20 protein-coding genes are annotated in these 18,232 nt (G+C 72.8%); 14 read left to right on the forward strand and 6 right to left on the reverse strand.

The window, feature by feature from the left end; genetic code table 11:
• Positions 1-12 precede the first annotated feature (12 nt).
• From Cus16_RS06980 to Cus16_RS06995, 4 genes are all read left to right on the forward strand, one after another.
• Positions 13-672, forward strand: coding sequence for a hypothetical protein (locus tag Cus16_RS06980; RefSeq protein WP_069711939.1), 660 nt, complete (start codon positions 13-15; stop codon positions 670-672).
• Complete coding sequence (locus Cus16_RS06985) at positions 669-935, forward strand: hypothetical protein (RefSeq protein ID WP_069711940.1); 267 nt, start codon at positions 669-671, stop codon at positions 933-935. The genes Cus16_RS06980 and Cus16_RS06985 overlap by 4 nt, the downstream gene beginning before the upstream one ends.
• Before the next feature lie 134 nt (positions 936-1,069).
• Entirely contained in the window at positions 1,070-1,603 is a 534-nt protein-coding gene (locus Cus16_RS06990) for an RNA polymerase sigma factor (protein WP_223246550.1), read from the forward strand.
• Positions 1,593-2,354 carry a hypothetical protein gene (locus Cus16_RS06995; protein WP_069711942.1) on the forward strand — a complete coding sequence of 254 codons (762 nt, stop codon included), beginning with the start codon at positions 1,593-1,595 and terminating at the stop codon, positions 2,352-2,354. The genes Cus16_RS06990 and Cus16_RS06995 overlap by 11 nt, the downstream gene beginning before the upstream one ends.
• A gap of 81 nt (positions 2,355-2,435) precedes the next feature.
• Here the strand turns inward: Cus16_RS06995 and Cus16_RS07000 are convergent, their stop codons facing one another.
• On the reverse strand, positions 2,436-3,347 hold the full coding sequence (locus Cus16_RS07000) for a LysR family transcriptional regulator (protein WP_189319548.1): 912 nt from the start codon (positions 3,345-3,347) through the stop codon (positions 2,436-2,438).
• A gap of 48 nt (positions 3,348-3,395) precedes the next feature.
• Between Cus16_RS07000 and Cus16_RS07005 the strand changes: the two genes are divergently transcribed.
• Entirely contained in the window at positions 3,396-4,664 is a 1,269-nt protein-coding gene (locus tag Cus16_RS07005; protein ID WP_069711944.1) for an MFS transporter, read from the forward strand.
• A gap of 149 nt (positions 4,665-4,813) precedes the next feature.
• On the forward strand, positions 4,814-5,425 hold the full coding sequence (locus tag Cus16_RS07010) for a hypothetical protein (RefSeq protein WP_069711945.1): 612 nt from the start codon (positions 4,814-4,816) through the stop codon (positions 5,423-5,425).
• A 21-nt stretch (positions 5,426-5,446) separates the two neighbouring features.
• Here the strand turns inward: Cus16_RS07010 and Cus16_RS07015 are convergent, their stop codons facing one another.
• Complete coding sequence (locus Cus16_RS07015) at positions 5,447-6,373, reverse strand: cation diffusion facilitator family transporter (protein ID WP_069711946.1); 927 nt, start codon at positions 6,371-6,373, stop codon at positions 5,447-5,449.
• A 46-nt stretch (positions 6,374-6,419) separates the two neighbouring features.
• Between Cus16_RS07015 and Cus16_RS07020 the strand changes: the two genes are divergently transcribed.
• Together Cus16_RS07020 and Cus16_RS07025 are read left to right on the forward strand one after the other, a co-directional pair.
• Positions 6,420-7,148 carry a DUF4166 domain-containing protein gene (locus tag Cus16_RS07020; protein ID WP_069711947.1) on the forward strand — a complete coding sequence of 243 codons (729 nt, stop codon included), beginning with the start codon at positions 6,420-6,422 and terminating at the stop codon, positions 7,146-7,148.
• Position 7,149: 1 nt separating this feature from the next.
• Positions 7,150-8,127 carry an epimerase gene (locus Cus16_RS07025; RefSeq protein WP_069711948.1) on the forward strand — a complete coding sequence of 326 codons (978 nt, stop codon included), beginning with the start codon at positions 7,150-7,152 and terminating at the stop codon, positions 8,125-8,127.
• Here Cus16_RS07025 and Cus16_RS07030 read toward each other — a convergent pair.
• The gene (locus Cus16_RS07030) at positions 8,096-9,103 is read right to left on the reverse strand and encodes an EamA family transporter (protein WP_069711949.1); all 1,008 of its coding nucleotides are present in this window, start codon (positions 9,101-9,103) and stop codon (positions 8,096-8,098) included. The two genes, Cus16_RS07025 and Cus16_RS07030, sit on opposite strands and share 32 nt — an antisense overlap.
• A gap of 71 nt (positions 9,104-9,174) precedes the next feature.
• Between Cus16_RS07030 and Cus16_RS07035 the strand changes: the two genes are divergently transcribed.
• Positions 9,175-10,089: a LysR family transcriptional regulator gene (locus tag Cus16_RS07035; RefSeq protein WP_069711950.1), complete on the forward strand. Its 915-nt coding sequence runs from the start codon at positions 9,175-9,177 to the stop codon at positions 10,087-10,089.
• A 70-nt stretch (positions 10,090-10,159) separates the two neighbouring features.
• Here Cus16_RS07035 and purB read toward each other — a convergent pair whose 3' ends face one another.
• The 3 genes from purB to Cus16_RS07050 form a co-directional block, all read right to left on the reverse strand.
• Entirely contained in the window at positions 10,160-11,545 is a 1,386-nt protein-coding gene (gene purB / locus Cus16_RS07040; RefSeq protein WP_069711951.1) for an adenylosuccinate lyase, read from the reverse strand.
• On the reverse strand, positions 11,542-12,054 hold the full coding sequence (locus Cus16_RS07045; RefSeq protein ID WP_069711952.1) for a low molecular weight protein-tyrosine-phosphatase: 513 nt from the start codon (positions 12,052-12,054) through the stop codon (positions 11,542-11,544). Before Cus16_RS07045 ends, purB begins: the two co-directional genes overlap by 4 nt.
• 63 nt (positions 12,055-12,117) lie before the next feature.
• A complete protein-coding gene (locus tag Cus16_RS07050) occupies positions 12,118-12,516 on the reverse strand; it encodes a phage holin family protein (protein ID WP_069711953.1) in 399 nt (132 codons plus the stop codon).
• Between the two features lie 61 nt (positions 12,517-12,577).
• On the opposite strand from Cus16_RS07050, the gene Cus16_RS07055 reads away from it, so the two are divergent.
• From Cus16_RS07055 to Cus16_RS07075, 5 genes are all read left to right on the forward strand, one after another.
• A complete protein-coding gene (locus Cus16_RS07055) occupies positions 12,578-13,657 on the forward strand; it encodes a histidinol-phosphate transaminase (protein ID WP_069711954.1) in 1,080 nt (359 codons plus the stop codon).
• Positions 13,658-13,680: 23 nt separating this feature from the next.
• Positions 13,681-14,814, forward strand: a complete 1,134-nt coding sequence (locus tag Cus16_RS07060) for a thiamine pyrophosphate-dependent enzyme (RefSeq protein WP_069711955.1) — start codon at positions 13,681-13,683, stop codon at positions 14,812-14,814.
• A gap of 89 nt (positions 14,815-14,903) precedes the next feature.
• Entirely contained in the window at positions 14,904-15,863 is a 960-nt protein-coding gene (locus Cus16_RS07065) for an alpha-ketoacid dehydrogenase subunit beta (RefSeq protein ID WP_069712055.1), read from the forward strand.
• Between the two features lie 32 nt (positions 15,864-15,895).
• On the forward strand, positions 15,896-17,512 hold the full coding sequence (locus Cus16_RS07070; protein WP_069711956.1) for a dihydrolipoamide acetyltransferase family protein: 1,617 nt from the start codon (positions 15,896-15,898) through the stop codon (positions 17,510-17,512).
• Between the two features lie 120 nt (positions 17,513-17,632).
• Positions 17,633-18,205, forward strand: coding sequence for a GNAT family N-acetyltransferase (locus Cus16_RS07075; RefSeq protein WP_069711957.1), 573 nt, complete (start codon positions 17,633-17,635; stop codon positions 18,203-18,205).
• Positions 18,206-18,232: the final 27 nt, after the last annotated feature.

The raw sequence follows: 18,232 nt of genomic DNA on the forward strand, positions 1-18,232 counted from the left end.
ACGACGATCCGCATGCCCGAAAGAGGTCTCGTGTCCGACTCCGTGGACGACTCCGGCCAGCGCGCGCGGTACTGGCCGATCCCCGTCCTCCGGGCCGTCCCAGCCGCGGTCGTGGCCCTCGTCGTCACCTTCTCGTCCAACCACGCTGCGGGCTACGGCCTGCTCCTGTTCGGCGCGTTCGTGGTCGTCGACGCCCTCGCACTCGGCTTCGCCGGCCTCCGACGCATGCCCCTCGACGCGCGGTCCCGCTCGATGACGCTGGCGCAGGCGGTCATCGGACTCGTCGCCGGGATCGCCGCGTTCGCCCTCAGCGGTGCCGGCCTCCCTGCCTTCATCACGATCGTGGTGGGCTGGGCGGTCCTCGCGGGCGGACTCGAACTCACACAGGGAATCCGGTCGCGCGGACGGTCCCCGTTCACCCGCGACTGGACGACCGTCGGCGGCCTCACGCTGCTGCTCGCGATCGCCTTCCTCCTGACGCCGCCCGACTACTCGCAGCAGCTCGGCGGGGTGGAGCGCGTCACCGGCACCCTCGACGCCGCCGTGGTCCTCGTCGGCCTGCTGGGCGCCTACCTCGCCATCGCGGCGGTCTTCCACGTGATCGCCGGACTCTCGCACAAGTGGGGCACGGCCGCTCCGGCTGCCGCCCCGGACGGAGCACCACACGCATGACCACCCCCAGCCGCCGCGACCGCCTGCGCCCCGCCGAGCTCCTCGCGATCTCGGCGATCGTCGCGGTGTTCACCGGAGCGGTCGTCCTCTTCTCGACACGGGAGTTCGCGCTCGCGCTGGTCTTCCTCGGCGTCGCGTTCATCGTCGTGGTGGTCGTGCTGGCCATGCTGCAGCTCGCCGCCTCGAGCGACCAGGACGACAACGACATGCTCGGCGGGCACAAGTCGCCGTCCGAGCGGACCGAGGGCGACGAGTTCCACTGACGAGTCGTGTCGGCGCGTCCTGCTGACGCATCGCGCCGGCCCGGCTGACACGCCCGGGATCACGATTCCGCCACGGTCTCGTCATGATCGCTGCGCCTGCGACACCTCTGGAGTGGAGGAGGTGGGATGTGGACGTGAGCGCGGAGACGGACGAGGCGATCGTCCGCGGCATGGCCTCGGGCGACCGCGGGGCGCTGGCTCGTGCGTTCGACCGGTACGCCGCCACCCTCACCCGCTACGCCTGGGCGCTGGCCGACGACCGGCAGGACGTCGAGGAGATCGTCCAGGACGCCTTCCTGACACTCTGGCAGCGCTCCGCCACGCTCGAGCTGCCCGCCCAGACGCTGCTGCCGTGGCTGCTCGTCGTCTGCCGGAACCACGCCTTCAACGCCGGGCGGAAGCGCATCAAGCACCGCGCCGACGAACTCCCGGAGACGCTGGCGACACCGGGCGACCACGAGGAGGCCGCTGAGCGACTGCGGTGGGTCCGCGCGGAGATCGCGGCGCTGCCGGACCTCGACCGCCGCATCTGCGAACTGTGCCTGCTCGAGGGCCACTCCTACGCCGAGGCGGCCGCGATGCTCGGCCTGAGCGTCGGTGCGGTCACGCAGCGCGTCTCGCGGAACCGACGCCGACTGAAGAAGGTGGTGATGCACGATGAACACTGAGCCCCCGGAGGGAGACGAGCTGCAGCGCATGCTCGTCTCGATGAAGCAGACGGTCCTCGAGCGCGCCACCCCGCGCCCGAAGCGGTACCGCCGTCGGTACGGAGTCGTGGCGGGCGTGGTGGCCCTGCTCGCGCTCGGGACGGCGACGGGAGCGGTGGCGTTGACGTTGACGCAGCAGGACCGTCCGGTGGCGGCTCCGGTGCAGACGCAGGAGCCTGCGCCGGCACCCTCTGCGACGATCCCGTCGTCCGCGCCGATCACCGCGACGCCGGCACCGCGGCCGACCTCGCTCCCGACCGCGCCCGCGGGTACGGTCGTGCCGATCCCGGCGCCCTGCTCATCGCTGGTGCCCGAGGGCGACTACGCGCGCTTCTTCGGCGCGGCTCGGCTGATCGAGACGGTGTTCGAGGACGGAGACCCTCGGGAGACCACTCCGGAGGACCGCCTCCACGGGCTCACGTCTCCCGACGGGAACCTGAGCTGCTGGTGGCGGAACGAGGGGACAGCCGCTGAGCTCTCGATCAACATCCACCGGACGAGCGCGGACGAGGAGGTCGTGGCAGCCGAGGGGACGTGCTCGGACCGGCTCGGCGGACGCGTCTGCACCACCACGATCACTCATGAGTTGTCGACCGCCCCGCAGACCGCCACGACGCTCTACCGCGACGGCCTGACGGTGAGCATCGGTCAGACCGACTTCCCGACGAACGGGCTCCTGCCCGCCGTCGTCGGGGAGATCTGGGGGGACTGACGGCCTGGAGGCGCGTGGGGACCCGACCCCACGCCTCCAGTCCGTCGGTGGGACGCGCACAGCGCGACCTACCTCGAGATCTCAGCCCACTCTCGCCGCGACGATGTCGCGGGCGAGCGTGCGCGTCGCCCGGTTCGGCTCCGCGCCGGACCGCATCGCGAGCCCGATGCGCAGCGGCTCGACCTCGTCCTCGAGCTCGATGACGGCGCCGTCGTGCCGGACGCCCGAGTCCGGGACGACCCCGACGCCCAGACCGGCGGACGCGAACCGGATGACCGCCGGCATGTCGTTCATCTCCGCGACCACCCGTCGCCGGATGCCGAGCCGATCGAGTGCGGCGTCGAGGATCATCCGGTTGCCGAACCCGTGCGCGGTGTCGATGAACGGCTCGCCCGCGAGTTCCGCCAGCGACACCGACGCCCGTCCGGCGAACGGGTGGTCGGCGGCCGTGAACACCCGGAAGGGCATCTCCCGCAGCGGTTCGACCACGACCCCGGCCGGGACCGACGGCAGCCCGGTGTAGGCGAGGTCGAGCCGACCGGCCACCAGGTCCTGCACGAGACCCGTCGTGCCCGTCGGCGAGGTCATCAGCTCCACCGCGACGAGCGGGTGCCGCTGCCGGAAGCGCCGGAGCACCCCGGTCAGGTCGACGATGTCCATGCTCGTGAAGATGCCGAGCCGCACGCGCCCGCGGAGGTCGGCGTCGTCGACGGTCGCGAGGTCGCGCATCCGTTCGAGGGCGTCGAGCACGGTCCGTGCGTGCGGGAGCAGGTCCTCGCCCGCGGTGGTCAGCACGACCCGACGGCCGCTGCGGTCGAAGAGCCGCACGCCGAGCGAGCGCTCGAGCGACGCGATGCCGGCCGACACCGTCGACTGCGCTGCCCACAGGCGTTCCGCGGCGCGCGTGACGCTGCCCTCGGCCGCGACGGCGACGAACTGTTCGAGCAGACGGGTCTCCACCTGGCGAGTATCGACCGGATCGATGGTCGCCATCAAGAGCATCCGTTGGACTCGATGCTCGCCGACGGACATCATCGGAGCATGTCCCCGACCGCCGCCCCCGCTCCCTCCGTGCGTACACCCTCCGAACCGGCCCCCGCGCCCCGCGGACGCCGCGCGCACTCCCGCCGTCGGCACGGTGTCGGAGCCTGGGCGGTTGCATTCGCGTTCCTCACGGTGATGGCCTTCGCGACGGTCCCGGCGCCGCTCTACGTCGTCTACCAGGCGCGCGACGGCTTCCCGACCTTCACGACCACGGTGGTCTTCGCCGCGTACGGGGTCGGCGTCGTCGCCTCGCTGTTCCTGGCCGGACACCTCAGCGACGTGCACGGACGACGGCCGCTCGTGCTCGCGTCGGTCGCGATCGAGCTCGTCGCGGCCGTGCTGTTCCTGGTGTGGAACGACGTCGCCGGGCTGGTCGTCGCTCGGCTCGTGACCGGCCTCGGCGTCGGGCTCGTCACCGCGACCGCGACGGCGCACCTCGCCGAGCTCCGGGTCCGGGCGACGGGCTCGTCCGACGCCGCACGGGGCGCGAGCGTCGTCGCGGGGGCGGTCAACCTCGGCGGCCTGTCGCTCGGCGCGCTGGTCGGCGGTGCCCTGGCGGAGTTCGTCGGGCAGCCGCTCGTCGTGCCGTACGTCGTGTTCGTCGTCGCCCTGGTCGTCGCGTTCGTGGTGGTCCTCGCCGCTCCGGAGACCGTCGACCGGCCCGAGCAGCCCGTGCCGTACCGGCCGCAGCGGATCGCCGCCTCCGAGGGACAGGCGGGCGCGTTCTGGGCCGCCGGGGTGGCCGCCTTCGCCGCCCTGGCCGTGCAGGGGCTCTTCACCTCGGTCGCCCCGACGTTCCTCGGCACGACCTTCCACGTGACGGACCGTCTCGCGGCCGGGGCGACGACCTTCGGGGTCTTCGCCGCGAGTGCGCTCTCGCAGATCGTGTTCGCCAGGCTCTCGCAGCAGCGGCAGATCCGCCTCGGACTGGTGCTCCTCGTGGGCGGTCTGGTCGTGCTCGCCGGGGCGGCGGTGCTCCTCCAGGTCGCGGGCTTCATCGGCGGCGGGGTCGTCGCGGGGGCGGGCGTGGGGCTGCTGTTCCGCGCGGCGATCGCCCGCGCCGGCTCGCTGGTCGGACCGGAGCAGCGCGGCGGGGTCCTGGCGGCGACGTTCCTCGTCGCGTACGCGGGCCTGACCGTGCCGGTGGTGGCGGTCGGGGCGGCGCTGCTCGTGCTGCCGACGCTGCCGGTGCTCCTCGGGTACGTGGTGTTCGTGGTCGTGCTGGCGCTCGTCGCGGGCACGCGGTTGGCGTCCCGCGCCGGGTAGGGCCAGCGCGCGACGAACCACGATCGCGACGTCGAACCAGCACGAGGGCCTGGTTCGACGTCGCATCCGTGGTTCGACGCACCCGGCCGGCGCCGCCGGCGACGCACCGCCGGCCGGCGCACCGCCGCCGCACCGCCATACTGGAGCGCATGCCCCAGCAGCGCCGCCGTCCGGTCGTCACCGCCGTCGCCGCACTGATCGCGGCCGGGCTCGTCGCCGGCGGCTTCGCCCTGACCGCCCAGCGCAGCGGCGAGGACCCGGTGGTCGGCGCCGGCGCGGCCACGGTCACCCCGAGCGCCACCGCGGCGGACGGGGCCGCCCGCGACGGCACCGTCACGATCACCCGCACGGGGCCGGACCTGCCGGGCGCCGACGTGCTGGACCGCTGCGACACCGACAGCCGCGCCACGGTCGCCCGGTACGACACCGCCGCGCTCGGGCAGGTCGTCCTGCAGTGCGGCACGTCGGGCCAGGGCTACGAGCACATCCGCGTCCGGCACACCGTCGACTGGCGGGACGTCCTCGGCCCGCGGAGCGACCGCGACTGGGACGACGCCATGCTCACCGCCGTGCAGTCGGTCCTCGAGTCGCCGCCCACCGGCTACCCGCAGGACGCCGGCGACGGCAAGGTCTGCTACGCGGCACCGGTCCGGTTCGACGACGGATCACGACCCGCGGCCGAGCCGAACGTCCGCGTGATCGTCTCCGCGACGACCGACCGGGTCATCACGGCCTTCCCCACCGACGACGGCGGCTGCTGACCCGAGCCCCGCGAGGCGCTCCTACGCGTGCACCTCGTGCTCGTGCCGCCGGTGCGAGACGGGTTCGAGCTGGAAGGTCGAGTGCTCCACGGGCACGTCGAAGTGCTCCGCCACGCACCGCTGCAGGTCGTCGAGGATGCGCGGGGCGTGCGCCGTCGAGAAGCAGTGGTCGTCGACCACCACGTGCGCGGTCAGGTTCGGCACGCCGGTCGACACGAGCGTCGCGTGCAGGTCGTGCACCTCGATGACGTGGTCGAGCTCGAGGATGTGCGCCCGCACGTCGTCCAGGTCGAGCCCGGGCGGGGTCGACTCGAGCAGCACGTTCGCCGTCTCGCGGAGCAGCCGGACGGCCCGCGGCAGGATGAGGAGCCCGATCAGGATCGCCGCGATCGAGTCCGCGCGCTCCCACCCGGTGACCATGAGCACGACGGCCGCCACGATGACCGCGACCGAGCCGAGGGTGTCGTTGAGCACCTCGAGCCGCGCGGCGCGCGAGGTGAAGCCCTCGCCCGAGGCGCGCAGCAGCACGGCGTACGCCACGAGGTTGCCGACGAGTCCGACGACGCCGAACACGAGCAGCGGCCCGGCGTGGACCTCGTCGGGGACGAACAACCGCTGCACCGCCGAGATCACGACGTAGACGCCGACCGCGAGCAGGATCGCCGCCTGCGCGGTCGCACCGAGCACCTCGGCGCGCTGGAACCCCCACGTCCGCTGCGCGGTGGGGCTCCGGCGGGCGAGCCGCGTCGCGACGAGCCCGATGCCGAGGCCGCCCGTGTCGACGACCATGTGCCCGGCGTCGACGAGGAGCGCGAGCGACCCGGTGACGACGGCGCCGACGACCTCGGCCAGCAGGATCGTCGCCGAGATGCAGAACGCGACGAGCAGTGCGCGCTCCGAGGCACCGGCGTGGCCGTGCGCGTGGCCTCCGCCGTGGTCGTGTCCCATGCCTCGATCGTAGGCAGTCGCACCGACGACGTGCCAGGCTCGAGCCGTGCTCCCGTCGCCGTACCAGCTGACGACGCCGTCGCACGTGCTCGACCGGTTGCACCCCCGTCTCCGCGCGTACTTCGGCCCGGTCCGGCCCGGCAGTGTCGGCCGCGGCGAGGGCGTCTTCGACGTGGTCGGCACGCCCCGCCGGTGGCTGTGGCCGGTCCTCGCCTGGCTCGCCCGCGACGGGATCGTGTTCCCGGTGTGGGAGCGGGCCGTCCCGTTCACGGTCGAGAACCGCCCGGCGCGCGTCGGCCGCGGCGGCACCGGCCGGGAGGCACACCCCACCCCGGCGGGACGGCCCACCTCGACGCCGGCCGGGTCCCACCCCGGGGCGGCGGGCAGCGTGGCCGTCCGCGCCCACCGCACCTTCCGGTTCCGCTCCGGCGACCGGACCATGGTCGACGCGATCACCGCCGAGCCGGAGGGCCTCGTCGACCACCTCGGGCACCGCGGCCGCCTGAGCGCCACCCTGCGGGCCGAGGTCGACGTCGACGGCCCGGACGCGGGCGCCCTGCGCCTGGTCTCCACGCGCGTGACGGTGCGTGCGCTGGGACGCGACCGGAGCCTCCCGTCCGTCCTCGCACCGCGTGTGACGCTCGTGGAACGATTCGATGACGATGCCGACGTGCAGCGCGTGTCCCTGGTGCTCAGCGCCCCGGTGCTCGGCACGCTGTACCGGTACGAGGGGGCGTTCCGGTACGAGATCGCGCCGGACACAGGACGGGGATGAGATGAGCGACGAGCAGCGCCGTGTCGTGATCGCGGGAGCGAGCGGGTTCGTGGGGCGGTACCTGCAGGACGCCTTCCGCGACGAGGGGTACGAGGTCGTCACGGTCGGGCGCACCGGCGACGCGGTGTGGGGCAACACGGTGCGCATCCGCGCGCTGGTGGACGGTGCCGCGCTCGTCGTGAACATGGCGGGCAAGAGCGTGAACTGCCGGTACGGACGCCGGAACCGGGCGGAGATCGTGCGCTCCCGGGTCGACACGACGCTGGAACTCGCCGAGGCGATCCGCGGCGCCGAGCACCCGCCGCCGCTGTGGGTGAACGCCTCGACCGCGACGATCTACCGCCATGCCGACGACCGGCCGCAGGACGAGGCGACGGGCGAGCTCGGCGAGGGCTTCTCGGTCTCGGTCGCCAAGGCCTGGGAGGACGCGCTGTTCACCCCCGACCTGCCGCACACCCGCCGCGTCGCCCTGCGGATGACGATCGTGTTCGGCGACGGCAGCGCCCTCGTGCCGCTGCTCCGGCTCGCGCAGGCCGGTCTCGGCGGCCCGCAGCTCGACGGACCGTGGTTCCCGACCCGCGCACGACTCCGTGCCGGCACGTACCACCACGACCGGCACACCCACGGCCGCCAGCGCTTCAGCTGGGTGCACATCGCGGACGTCCTCGGGGCGATCCGGTTCGTCCGCGACCACGAGGACCTCGACGGACCGGTCAACGTCGCGAGCCCGGAGCCGTCGGACAACCGCACGGTGATGGCGACGATCCGCGAGGCGGTCGGTCGGCGCTTCGGGCTGCCCACGTGGCGCTGGATGCTCGAACTCGGGTCCTTCGCGATCCGCACCGAGACCGAGCTCGTGCTGAAGAGCCGGTGGGTGGTGCCGACGCGGCTCGTCGAGGCTGGCTACGAGTTCCGGTACCCGGACCTCCGCGGGGCCCTCGCCGGGATCATCGCGGAGCGCCGCCAGCACCGGGACTGACCGCGGGCGACGCCGCCGTCTGCGCGAGACGGTCCTCCGGCGCCGAGACGGTCCCGGATCCGGCGGCGTCACGGGACTCCTGCGGCGTCTCGCCCACTTCACCCCGCAGCAGCCGGGGTGTCCTCGACGACCAGAGCACGGCGGCGACGACCACCGCGCCGGCGACGACCTCGACCACGTCCGGCACCTCGCCGAACACCGCCCACGACGCGAGGACCCCGACCACGGGCACGAGCATCGAGAACGGCGCGACCGTGCTCGACGGGTACTTCCCCATCAGCCGCGACCAGATCCCGTAGCCGACGACGCTCGCGGCCAGCACGATGTAGAGCACCCCGAGGTCGGCGGGCAGTGCCTCGGCGGTCAACGCGGTCCCGAACGCCTGCCCGACGCGGGCCGGGCCCTCGACCAGCAGGGACAGCGCGAACATCGGCACCGGCGGCACCACCGCCCACCAGAGGGTCAGGTGCAGCGGGTTCACCGGTCCGGTCCGTCGCGTCGCCACGTTGCCGAGCGCCCAACCGAGGGCACCGCACAGCACGAGCACCACCGGCAGCAACGCGGCGGTCTGCGCCCGGTGCACGGCGATCACGCCGAGGGCCGCCACGGCGACGCTCACCCCGACGACCTGTCGTGCCGTCAGACGCTCGCGGAGCAGCACCCCGGCGAGCACGACCGTGAACGGTGCGGACGCCTGGATCACCAGCGAGGCGAGCCCCGAGGGCATCCCGGCGGACATGCCCAGGTAGAGGAACGCGAACTGCAGGACGCCCAGGGTCGCCCCGACGAGCACGATCCACCGGAACGGCACCTTCGGCCGCGGCACGAACAGGATCGTCGGCACCGCGAGCAGCGTGAACCGCACAGCCGCGAGCAGGAACGGGGGCCAGTGGTCGAGCGCGATCGCGGTCGCGGGGAAGTTCAGGCCCCACGCCACGGCGACGACGAGGGCGAGGAGACGGTCACGGAGGAGCACGCTCCGATCGTGCCGGAGCGGAAGCGGTAGCACCAGCGCAGGGTTCGACAGCATCGTTGTAGGGTCCCTGCATGGTCGGCTTCGACATCGCCCTGTTACCGGTCCTCCGCGAACTCGCCGAGCGGGGGAGCGTCACCGCGGTCGCCGCAGCGACGCACCGGACGCCGAGCGCGGTGTCGCAGCAGCTCCGGACGCTCCAACGGCAGGCCGGTGTTCCGCTCGTCGAACGCGTCGGCCGCGGGGTCCGGCTCACCGCGCACGGCCGGGTACTGGCCGGCATGGCGACCGGGGTGGCGACGGCACTGGCCACGGTCGAGTCCGCCTGGGCGGAGCACCTCGCGGGCGCGACGGGCACGGTCGACCTCGCGGTGTTCCCCTCGGCGGCCGAGCTCCTGCTCCCGGGTCTGCTGACACGGATGCGGGACCACCCCGGCATCGTGCTCGAGCTCTCCGACGTCGACGTCAGCGAGGGCGAGTTCGCACCGCTCACCGCCGACCACGACGTCGTCATCGGGCACCGCCCCGACGGCGCACGACGGGCGGACGATGCCGTGGTCGAGACGGTCGCCCTGCTCCGGGAGCCGCTCGACGTCGCGCTGCCCCTCCACCACCCGCTCGCCGGACGGGAGCGTGTCGGCGTCGAGGACGTCGTCGACGAGACCTGGATCGGCGTGCCCGAGGACTACCCGATCGACCGGGTGCTGACGGCGCTGGCGGCGGCGTCGGACGTGCCACCGTCGGTGGCGTTCCGGACGATCCACCTGCCGGTGATCGAGAACCTGGTCGCCGCGGGGCACGGGATCGCGCTCGTGCCGCGGTACACCTCGGGGACGCGGGCACCGGGGCGGTTCCGACTGGCGACACTGGCCGACGTGCGCGCGGGGCGGCGCATCGAGGCGCTGGTGCGCCCGGACCGCGCGGTCCGGCCCGCGGTCCGCACCGTCCTGGAGGCGCTGGTCGCCGAGGCGCGCGCCGTCACCACCTGAGGTGGTGCGGTGCGCGGCGGGGCCGCCCCGCGCCTCCCGTCCGCCCCGTCGTCGCCACCCGCGAGCGGGCTCAGACGTCCAGGTGGTCGACCAGCTCGTCCGCCAGGCCCGTGTAGGTCCCCGGCGTCAGGTTCGTGAGCCGTGCCTTCGCACCCGACGAGATGTCGAGCCCGTTGACGAACGCCACGAGCTCGGCCTGCCCGATGCGCTTGCCGCGGGTCAGCTCCTTGAGCATCGCGTAGGGGTCCTCGATCTCCGACTGCCCGGCGGTGACCTCGGCACGGATGACGGTCTGGACCGCCTCGCCCAGGACCTCCCAGTTGTGGTCGAGGTCCTCGGCGAGCCGGCCCTCGTTCACGGCGATCTCGCCGAGCCCGCGACGGAGGTTGTCGAGTGCGAGCAGCGAGTGCCCGAACGCGACGCCGATGTTCCGCTGCGTGGTCGAGTCGGTCAGGTCGCGCTGCAGACGGCTGGTCACGAGGGTCTCGGACAGCGTCGAGAAGAGCGCCGACGAGATCTCGAGGTTCGCCTCGGCGTTCTCGAACCGGATCGGGTTGATCTTGTGCGGCATCGTCGACGAGCCCGTCGCACCCGCGACCGGGATCTGCGTGAAGTACCCCATCGAGATGTAGGTCCACACGTCCGTGGCGAGGTTGTGCAGGATCCGGTTCGCGTGGCGCACGCGGTCGTACAGCTCGGCCTGCCAGTCGTGCGACTCGATCTGCGTGGTGAGCGGGTTCCAGGTCAGGCCGAGGCCCTCGACGAACTCCTTCGACAGCGCGGGCCAGTCCGCCTCGGGGTCGGCGGCGAGGTGCGCCGAGAAGGTGCCGGTCGCGCCGGAGAACTTGCCGAGGTACTCGCCGCCCTCGATCTGCGCCAGGACGCGCTCGAGGCGGTAGACGACGACGGCGAGCTCCTTGCCGAGCGTCGTCGGCGTCGCGGGCTGGCCGTGCGTGTGGGAGAGCATCGGGACGGCCCGGAGCTCCTCGGCCATCGTGCGGAGCGTCGCCAGGACGGCGCGGTACGCCGGCAGCCAGACCCGGTCGACGGTGTCGCGGACCGTCAGCGCGTACGAGAGGTTGTTGACGTCCTCGCTCGTGCACGCGAAGTGCGTCAGCTCGGCGATCGCGTCGAGCCCGAGGTCGGACAGCCGGCGGCGGACGAAGTACTCCACGGCCTTGACGTCGTGTCGCGTGGTCGCCTCGATCTCGGCCAGCTCGGCGATCTCCTGCTGGCCGAAGGTCTCGACGACCCGACGGAGTGCGGCCTTGTCGTCGATGCTCAGCGGCGAGGTGGTGAACATCGCGTGGTCGGTCAGGAAGATGAGCCACTCGACCTCGACCACGATGCGCGCGCGGTTGAGGCCGGCCTCGGAGAGGTGCTCGCCCACCGTGTGCACGATCGGGTAGTAGCGCCCGTCGAGCGGGCTGATCGGCTGCGGGGGAAGGGGGGTCATGGGGCTCCCTGACGGACTGCCGGTTCGAGTTGGCGGAAGAGCGCCCGGCAGGCCCGCTCGACGGTCGAGAGCACTCGGTCGAACTCGTGCCGGTCCGCGTAGTACGGGTCCGGCACGTCGGTCTGCTGGGGCCAGGCGTCGTCGTACCGCAGCAGGAGCGTCACCTTGGCGGCGTCGTCCATGGTCGGTGCCCACGACCGCAGGACGCGTTCGTGGGAGCGGTCGAGTGCGACCACCAGGTCGAGGTCCGGGAACCGGTCCGGGTCGAACTGGCGGGCGCGATGCCTGCTGCCATCGTATCCGCGTGCTGCCAGCGCCGCGATCGTGCGCTCGTCGGCGGGCTCGCCGACGTGCCAGTCCCCGGTGCCGGCGGAGTCCACCTGGAAACGGTCGGACAGCCCCGCGTCCTCGGCCATCTGGGCGAACACGATGCCGGCCATGGGCGACCGGCAGATGTTCCCGCTGCAGACGAACGACACGCGGAAGGGAGCAGGGCCGTCCTCGGTCATGTGCACATCATGGCGCAGCCGGGTGTCCTCCGCGACGACGGTGCGCCCGGGGACGACGGTCCGTCACGGACGCGAGCGGCGCAGCACCGGGCGCACGATCAGCCCGATCAGCCACGAGAACACGGCGAGCACGAACGCGCCGACGATGCCCCAGCCGAACGACTCGACCTGCAGCCCGAAGCCGATCGCGTCCGAGATGCCGGCGACGATGAGCAGGAGCACGGCGTTCACGACCAGCGAGATCAGCCCGAGCGTCAGCACGTACAGCGGGAACGCGACGATCCGGATGATCGTGCCGACGACCGCGTTCACCAGCCCGAACACGAACGCCACGAGCAGGAACGTGAGCACGACGGCGGTGGTGTCGCCGTCCCCGAAGGGCGTGACGGTGACGCCGCTCACGAGGAGGGTGGTGAGCCACAGCGCGACGGCGTTGACGACGAGGCGGACGAGGAATCGCATGCGGCCATGATGCCCGTGGGCACCCCTGTCACGCTGGGTCCGCGCGGTTACGCTGACTGTCGTGAATGACGAGCGCGTGCACATCCGGCCCGAGGTGGCGGTCCTCCCCGCCTACAAGCAGGGCCGGCAGGCCGCGCCCGAGGCGTTCAAGCTGTCGAGCAACGAGAACCCGTTCCCGCCGCTGCCCGGCGTCGTCGAGGCCGTGCAGGCGCAGACCGCCTACAACCGCTACCCCGACGCCACCGCCCTGGCCGTTCGCGCCGTGCTCGCGCAGCGCGCCGGGCTCACCGTCGACGAGGTCCACGTCGCACCGGGCAGCGTCGCGATCCTGCACGAGCTGGCGAAGGCGACGAGCGGCCCCGGCGACGAGGTCGTCTACGCCTGGCGCTCGTTCGAGGCCTACCCGGGCGTCGTCACCGTCGCGGGCGCCACGAGCGTGCAGGTGCCGAACCGCCCGGACGGCGGGCACGACCTCGACGCCATGGCAGCGGCCGTCACCGGGCGCACCCGCATGGTGATCGTCTGCACGCCGAACAACCCGACCGGCCCGGTCGTCACCGCCGCCGAGTTCGACGCCTTCATGGCCCGTGTGCCGTCGACCGTGCTCGTGGTGCTCGACGAGGCCTACGCCGAGTTCGTCACCGAGCCCACCGCGGTCCGCGGGACGCCGCTGCTCGAGCGGTACCCGAACCTCGTCGTCCTCCGTACGTTCTCCAAGGCGTACGGACTCGCAGGCCTGCGCGTCGGGTACGCGTTCGGTCCGGCGTACGTGCTCGATGCGGTCCGTGCCTGCGCGATCCCGCTGTCGGTCACGGCGCAGGGGCAGGCCGCTGCGCTGGCGAGCCTCGAGCGTGAGACCGAGCTGCTCGAGCGGGTCGCCGAGCTGGCCGCCAGCCGCGACCGCATCGTCGCCGCGCTGCGGGAGCAGGGCTGGGACGTGCCGGACGCGCAGGGCAACTTCGTGTGGCTGCCGACGGGCGACCTCACGGCCCACGCGGCCGAGCGCTTCGAGGCCGCCGGCATCGTCGTCCGGGCCTTCGGGAACGAGGGGATCCGGGTCTCGATCGGGGAGCACGAGGCTGTGGGAACGCTCCTCGAAACGGCGGGGTCGCTTGTGGGGGACCTCCAGGCGGCCCGGTAGCCCCTGGCGTTACGCTGACCGACATGTCATTCCACGCCGCGGCCCCCGCGACGGCCACCGTCCGGATCCTCGACCTCGAGGGCCGGTTCGTGGAGACCGACGAGAACGCCGAGTACGCCGCCGTCGCGCGGGCGATCCCGGACGAGACCCTGCTGGCGATGCACCGCCGCATGGTGCTGACACGTCGGTTCGACCACGCGGGCCACAACCTCCAGCGCACCGGACAGCTCGGCCTCTGGGTCCCGAGCCACGGACAGGAGGCCGCACAGGTCGGTTCCGTCTTCGCGCTCCGCGACCAGGACCACGTCTTCCCGTCGTACCGCGAGCACGCCGTCACGATGCACCGTGGCGTCGAGCCGATGGAGATCATCGCCATGTACCGCGGCCAGACGCACGGCGGCTGGGACCCGGACGAGCGTGGCAACACCCACATCTCGACCCTGGTGATCGGCTCCCAGACGCTGCACGCCACGGGCTACGCCCTCGGCCAGAAGCTCGACGGCGACGTCGGCACGGGCGACCCGGACCGCGACGCCTGCACCATCGTGTACTTCGGCGACGGCGCGACGAGCCAGGGCGACGTGAACGAGGCGTACGTCTTCGCCGCGTCGACACAGGCCCCCGTCGTCTTCTTCCTGCAGAACAACCACTGGGCGATCTCGGTGCCGGTGTCGGTGCAGTCCCCGACGCCGCTCGTCGACCGCCCGCGCGGCTTCGGCATCCCGAGCGTCCGGGTCGACGGCAACGACCTCCTCGCCTCGTACACGGCCTCGCTCGTCGCGACCGACCACGCCCGCAGCGGTCAGGGACCGGCCTTCGTCGAGGCCGAGACCTACCGCATCGGCGCCCACACGAGCTCCGACGACCCGACCCGCTACCGCCTCGACGACGAGCTGGCCTCGTGGGTCGAGCGCGACCCGATCGCCCGCTCGGCCGCGTACCTGCGCAGCCGTGGCGTGACGGACGAGCAGCTCGCCCGGTTCGACGAGGAGGGCGAGGACATCGCCGCCGACGTCCGCCGCGCGACCGTCGCCCTGACCCCGCCGTCGGTGGACGTCATGTTCGACAACGTCTACCGCGAGCCGCACCCGGTCACCACCGCGCAGAAGGCCTGGCTCGAACAGTACGAGGCCGGTTACGAAGGGGGCTCCCACTGATGAGCACCACCGAGCAGCTCTTCGACTACACGCTCCGCGCCCACCCGGGCGCGGGCGAGGTCCCGAGCGAACCCGTGCAGACCCTGCCGATGGCCAAGGCGCTCAACGCCGGCCTGGCCGCCGCGATGGCCGCCGACGACAAGGTCCTGCTGATGGGCGAGGACATCGGTCAGCTCGGTGGTGTGTTCCGCATCACCGAGGGCCTGCAGGAGCGCTTCGGCGCCGAGCGCGTCCGCGACACCCCGCTCGCCGAGGCCGGCATCATCGGCACCGCGATCGGCCTCGCCCTGCGCGGCTACCGCCCGGTCGTCGAGATCCAGTTCGACGGGTTCGTCTGGCCGGGCTTCGACCAGATCACCTCGCAGCTCGCCAAGATGCAGAACCGTCTGCCGGCGCACATGTCGCTGCCGGTCGTCATCCGCATCCCCTACGGCGGGCACATCGGCGCCGTCGAGCACCACCAGGAGTCCCCGGAGGCGTACTTCGCGCACACCCCGGGCCTGCGCGTCGTCAGCCCGAGCACGCCGAACGACGCCTACTGGATGATCCAGGAGGCGATCGCGTCGAAGGACCCGGTCGTGTTCCTCGAGCCGAAGTCCCGCTACTGGCCGAAGGGCGAGGTCGACCTCGTCGACGGCCACGTCCCGATGCACACGACGCGCGTGGCCCGCACCGGCACCGAGGTCACCCTCGTCGGCCACGGCGCCATGGTCGCCACGCTCATGCAGGCCGCGGACATCGCCGAGGCCGAGGGCACCAGCTGCGAGGTCATCGACCTCCGCTCGATCTCCCCGATCGACTGGGAGCCGCTGCTCGCCTCGGTCCGGAAGACCGGTCGGGTCGTCATCGCGCAGGAGGCCTCCGGCTTCGTGAGCGTCGGCAGCGAGATCGCCGCGACCGTCGCCGAGCAGTGCTTCTACACGATGCAGGCGCCGCCGATCCGGGTCTCCGGGTTCGACGTGCCGTTCCCGGTGTCGAAGCTCGAACACCTCCACCTGCCGGACGCGGACCGTGTCCTCGAGGCCGTCGACCGCGCCCTCGCATACTGACCGAGCCGACCAGAACGTTCGAAGGAGCCGCAGTGCCCGCCGCCGAATTCCCCCTGCCCGACGTGGGCGAAGGCCTGACCGAGGCCGAGATCGTGCAGTGGCGCGTCGCGATCGGGGACGAGATCGCCGTCGACCAGGTCCTGGTCGAGATCGAGACCGCGAAGTCGCTCGTCGAGCTTCCGTCCCCGTTCGCCGGCACCGTCACCGGACTGCTCGTGTCCGAGGGTGACACCGTCGAGGTCGGCAAGCCGATCATCCGGGTCGACTCCGACGCGCAGGTCTCGTCGGGTGCGGCCCAGCCGGGAGGCACGGCGCCGGTGACCGACAGCGTCCCGGCCTCGCCGGACGTGCAGGCCACCCCGCCTGCCGCGGCAGCCGCGCCGGCTCCCGTCGCGCAGGCTCCGGCCGCTCCGGCCCCGGCACAGCAGGCCCCGCGTGCCGCCGCGACGCCCGCTCCCGCAGCAGCGCCCGCCCCCGCCGCGGCGGCCGCTCCCGCCGCCTCGCAGCCGGAGCACGCCGCGCCGGCGCAGCCGGTGGCGGACCACGCCACCGTCGTCGGCACCGACGAGTCGTCCGGCGCCGTCCTGGTCGGCTACGGCTCCGCGACCACGTCGCCGTCCCGCCGGAAGCCGGGCGCGCGGCGGGCCGCAGCGCTCGCGGCCGAGGCGAGCCGTGCCTCCAGTGCGGACGCCGTCGCCGCGGCCGAAGCGGCTGCCGACCCGGGCGAGGACAGCATCTCGCAGGCCGTCGGCGAGCAGGGCTCCCGACCGCGCAAGGCCGTCGTGTCGGGCATCGTCCTGGCGAAGCCCCCGATCCGCAAGCTCGCGAAGGACCTCGACGTCGACCTCGCCGAGGTCGTGCCGACCGGCCTCGCCGGCGAGGTCACCCGCGACGACGTCATCCGCCACGCCAAGCAGGCCGGCGTGTTCCGCAACATCGAGACGCCGGAGTGGGGCGACGTCCGCCGCGAGACGATCCCGGTGAAGGGCGTCCGCAAGGCCATCGCGAAGGCGATGACCACGTCGAAGTTCACGGCACCGCACGTGTCCCTGTTCGTCGACGTCGACGCGACCCGCACGATGGAGTTCGTCAAGCGCCTGAAGTCCTCGCCGACGTTCGCCGGGGTGAAGGTCTCGCCGCTGCTCGTCTTCGCGAAGGCCGTGATCTGGGCCGTCCGGCGGAACCGGTCGGTGAACTCGACCTGGACCGACCAGGAGATCATCGTCCACCACTTCGTGAACCTCGGCATCGCCGCGGCGACCCCGCGCGGGCTCATCGTCCCGAACATCAAGGACGCGCAGGACATGTCGCTGTTCGAGCTCGCGAAGGCGCTCGAGGACCTGACCCTGACCGCCCGCGACGGCAAGACCACGCCGCAGCAGATGGCCGACGGCACCGTGACGATCACGAACATCGGGGTGTTCGGCATGGACACCGGCACGCCGATCCTCAACCCGGGCGAGGTCGCCATCGTCGCGATGGGCACGATCAAGCCGAAGCCGTGGGTCGTCGACGGCGAGGTCCGCTCGCGCATGGTGACCACGATCGGTGCGTCGTTCGACCACCGGGTCGTCGACGGGGACGTGGCATCGCGCTTCGTGCACGACATCGCCTCGGTGCTCGAGGAGCCGGCGCTCCTGCTCGACTAGCCGAGCGATCCGACCGACGGAGCCGGCCCGGTGTTGCGCGATGCCGCAGCGCCGGGCCGGATCGCGCGGACGTCGCGTGGTGTTCACCGGCTTGTCGGCGGTGCGGGTGATGATCGGTGCATGGCCCACCAGCTCCTGACCCCACAGCAGGAGATCCGGACGGATCGCCTGGTGCTCACACCGCTCACGCCCGCCGACATCGACGACGCGCACGCGGTCTTCTCGGACGCCCGCACGTGGGCGCACCTGCCCTCCGGTCGTCACGTCGACCGCGCGACCACGGTCGACCTCGTCCAGCGGAAGATCGGCGGCCGCGCACGGCACGGTCTCGGCTCCTGGGCCGTCCGGACGCCCGACGGCACCTTCGTCGGGATCGGTGGCGTGGACATGACCGCAGCGGGGGTCTGGAACCTGGGCTACCGCCTCGCGCCGTCGGCGTGGGGGAACGGCTACGCGAGCGAGGTCGCTGCTGCGGCGGTGCCCGAGGCGAACCGGGTCGCCCCGTGCGCGCCGGTCACCGGGCGGGTGCTGACGAACAACCCGGCATCGGCAGCGGTGCTGCGGAAGGCCGGGCTGTCGCTCGTGTGGCAGGGGCCGGCGTCCACGCCGGCACCGGGTGGGGTGTCGGGCCAGGTGTGGACCGACCGGGAGCTCACCGACGACCAGTTCGCCTGGCTCGTCCGTAACGCCTGAACGCCCCCGGAGCGTCGCCGCCGGGTG

Source organism: Curtobacterium sp. ER1/6 (genome assembly GCF_001742745.1).
GTDB classification, from domain to species: Bacteria; Actinomycetota; Actinomycetes; order Actinomycetales; family Microbacteriaceae; genus Curtobacterium; species Curtobacterium citri.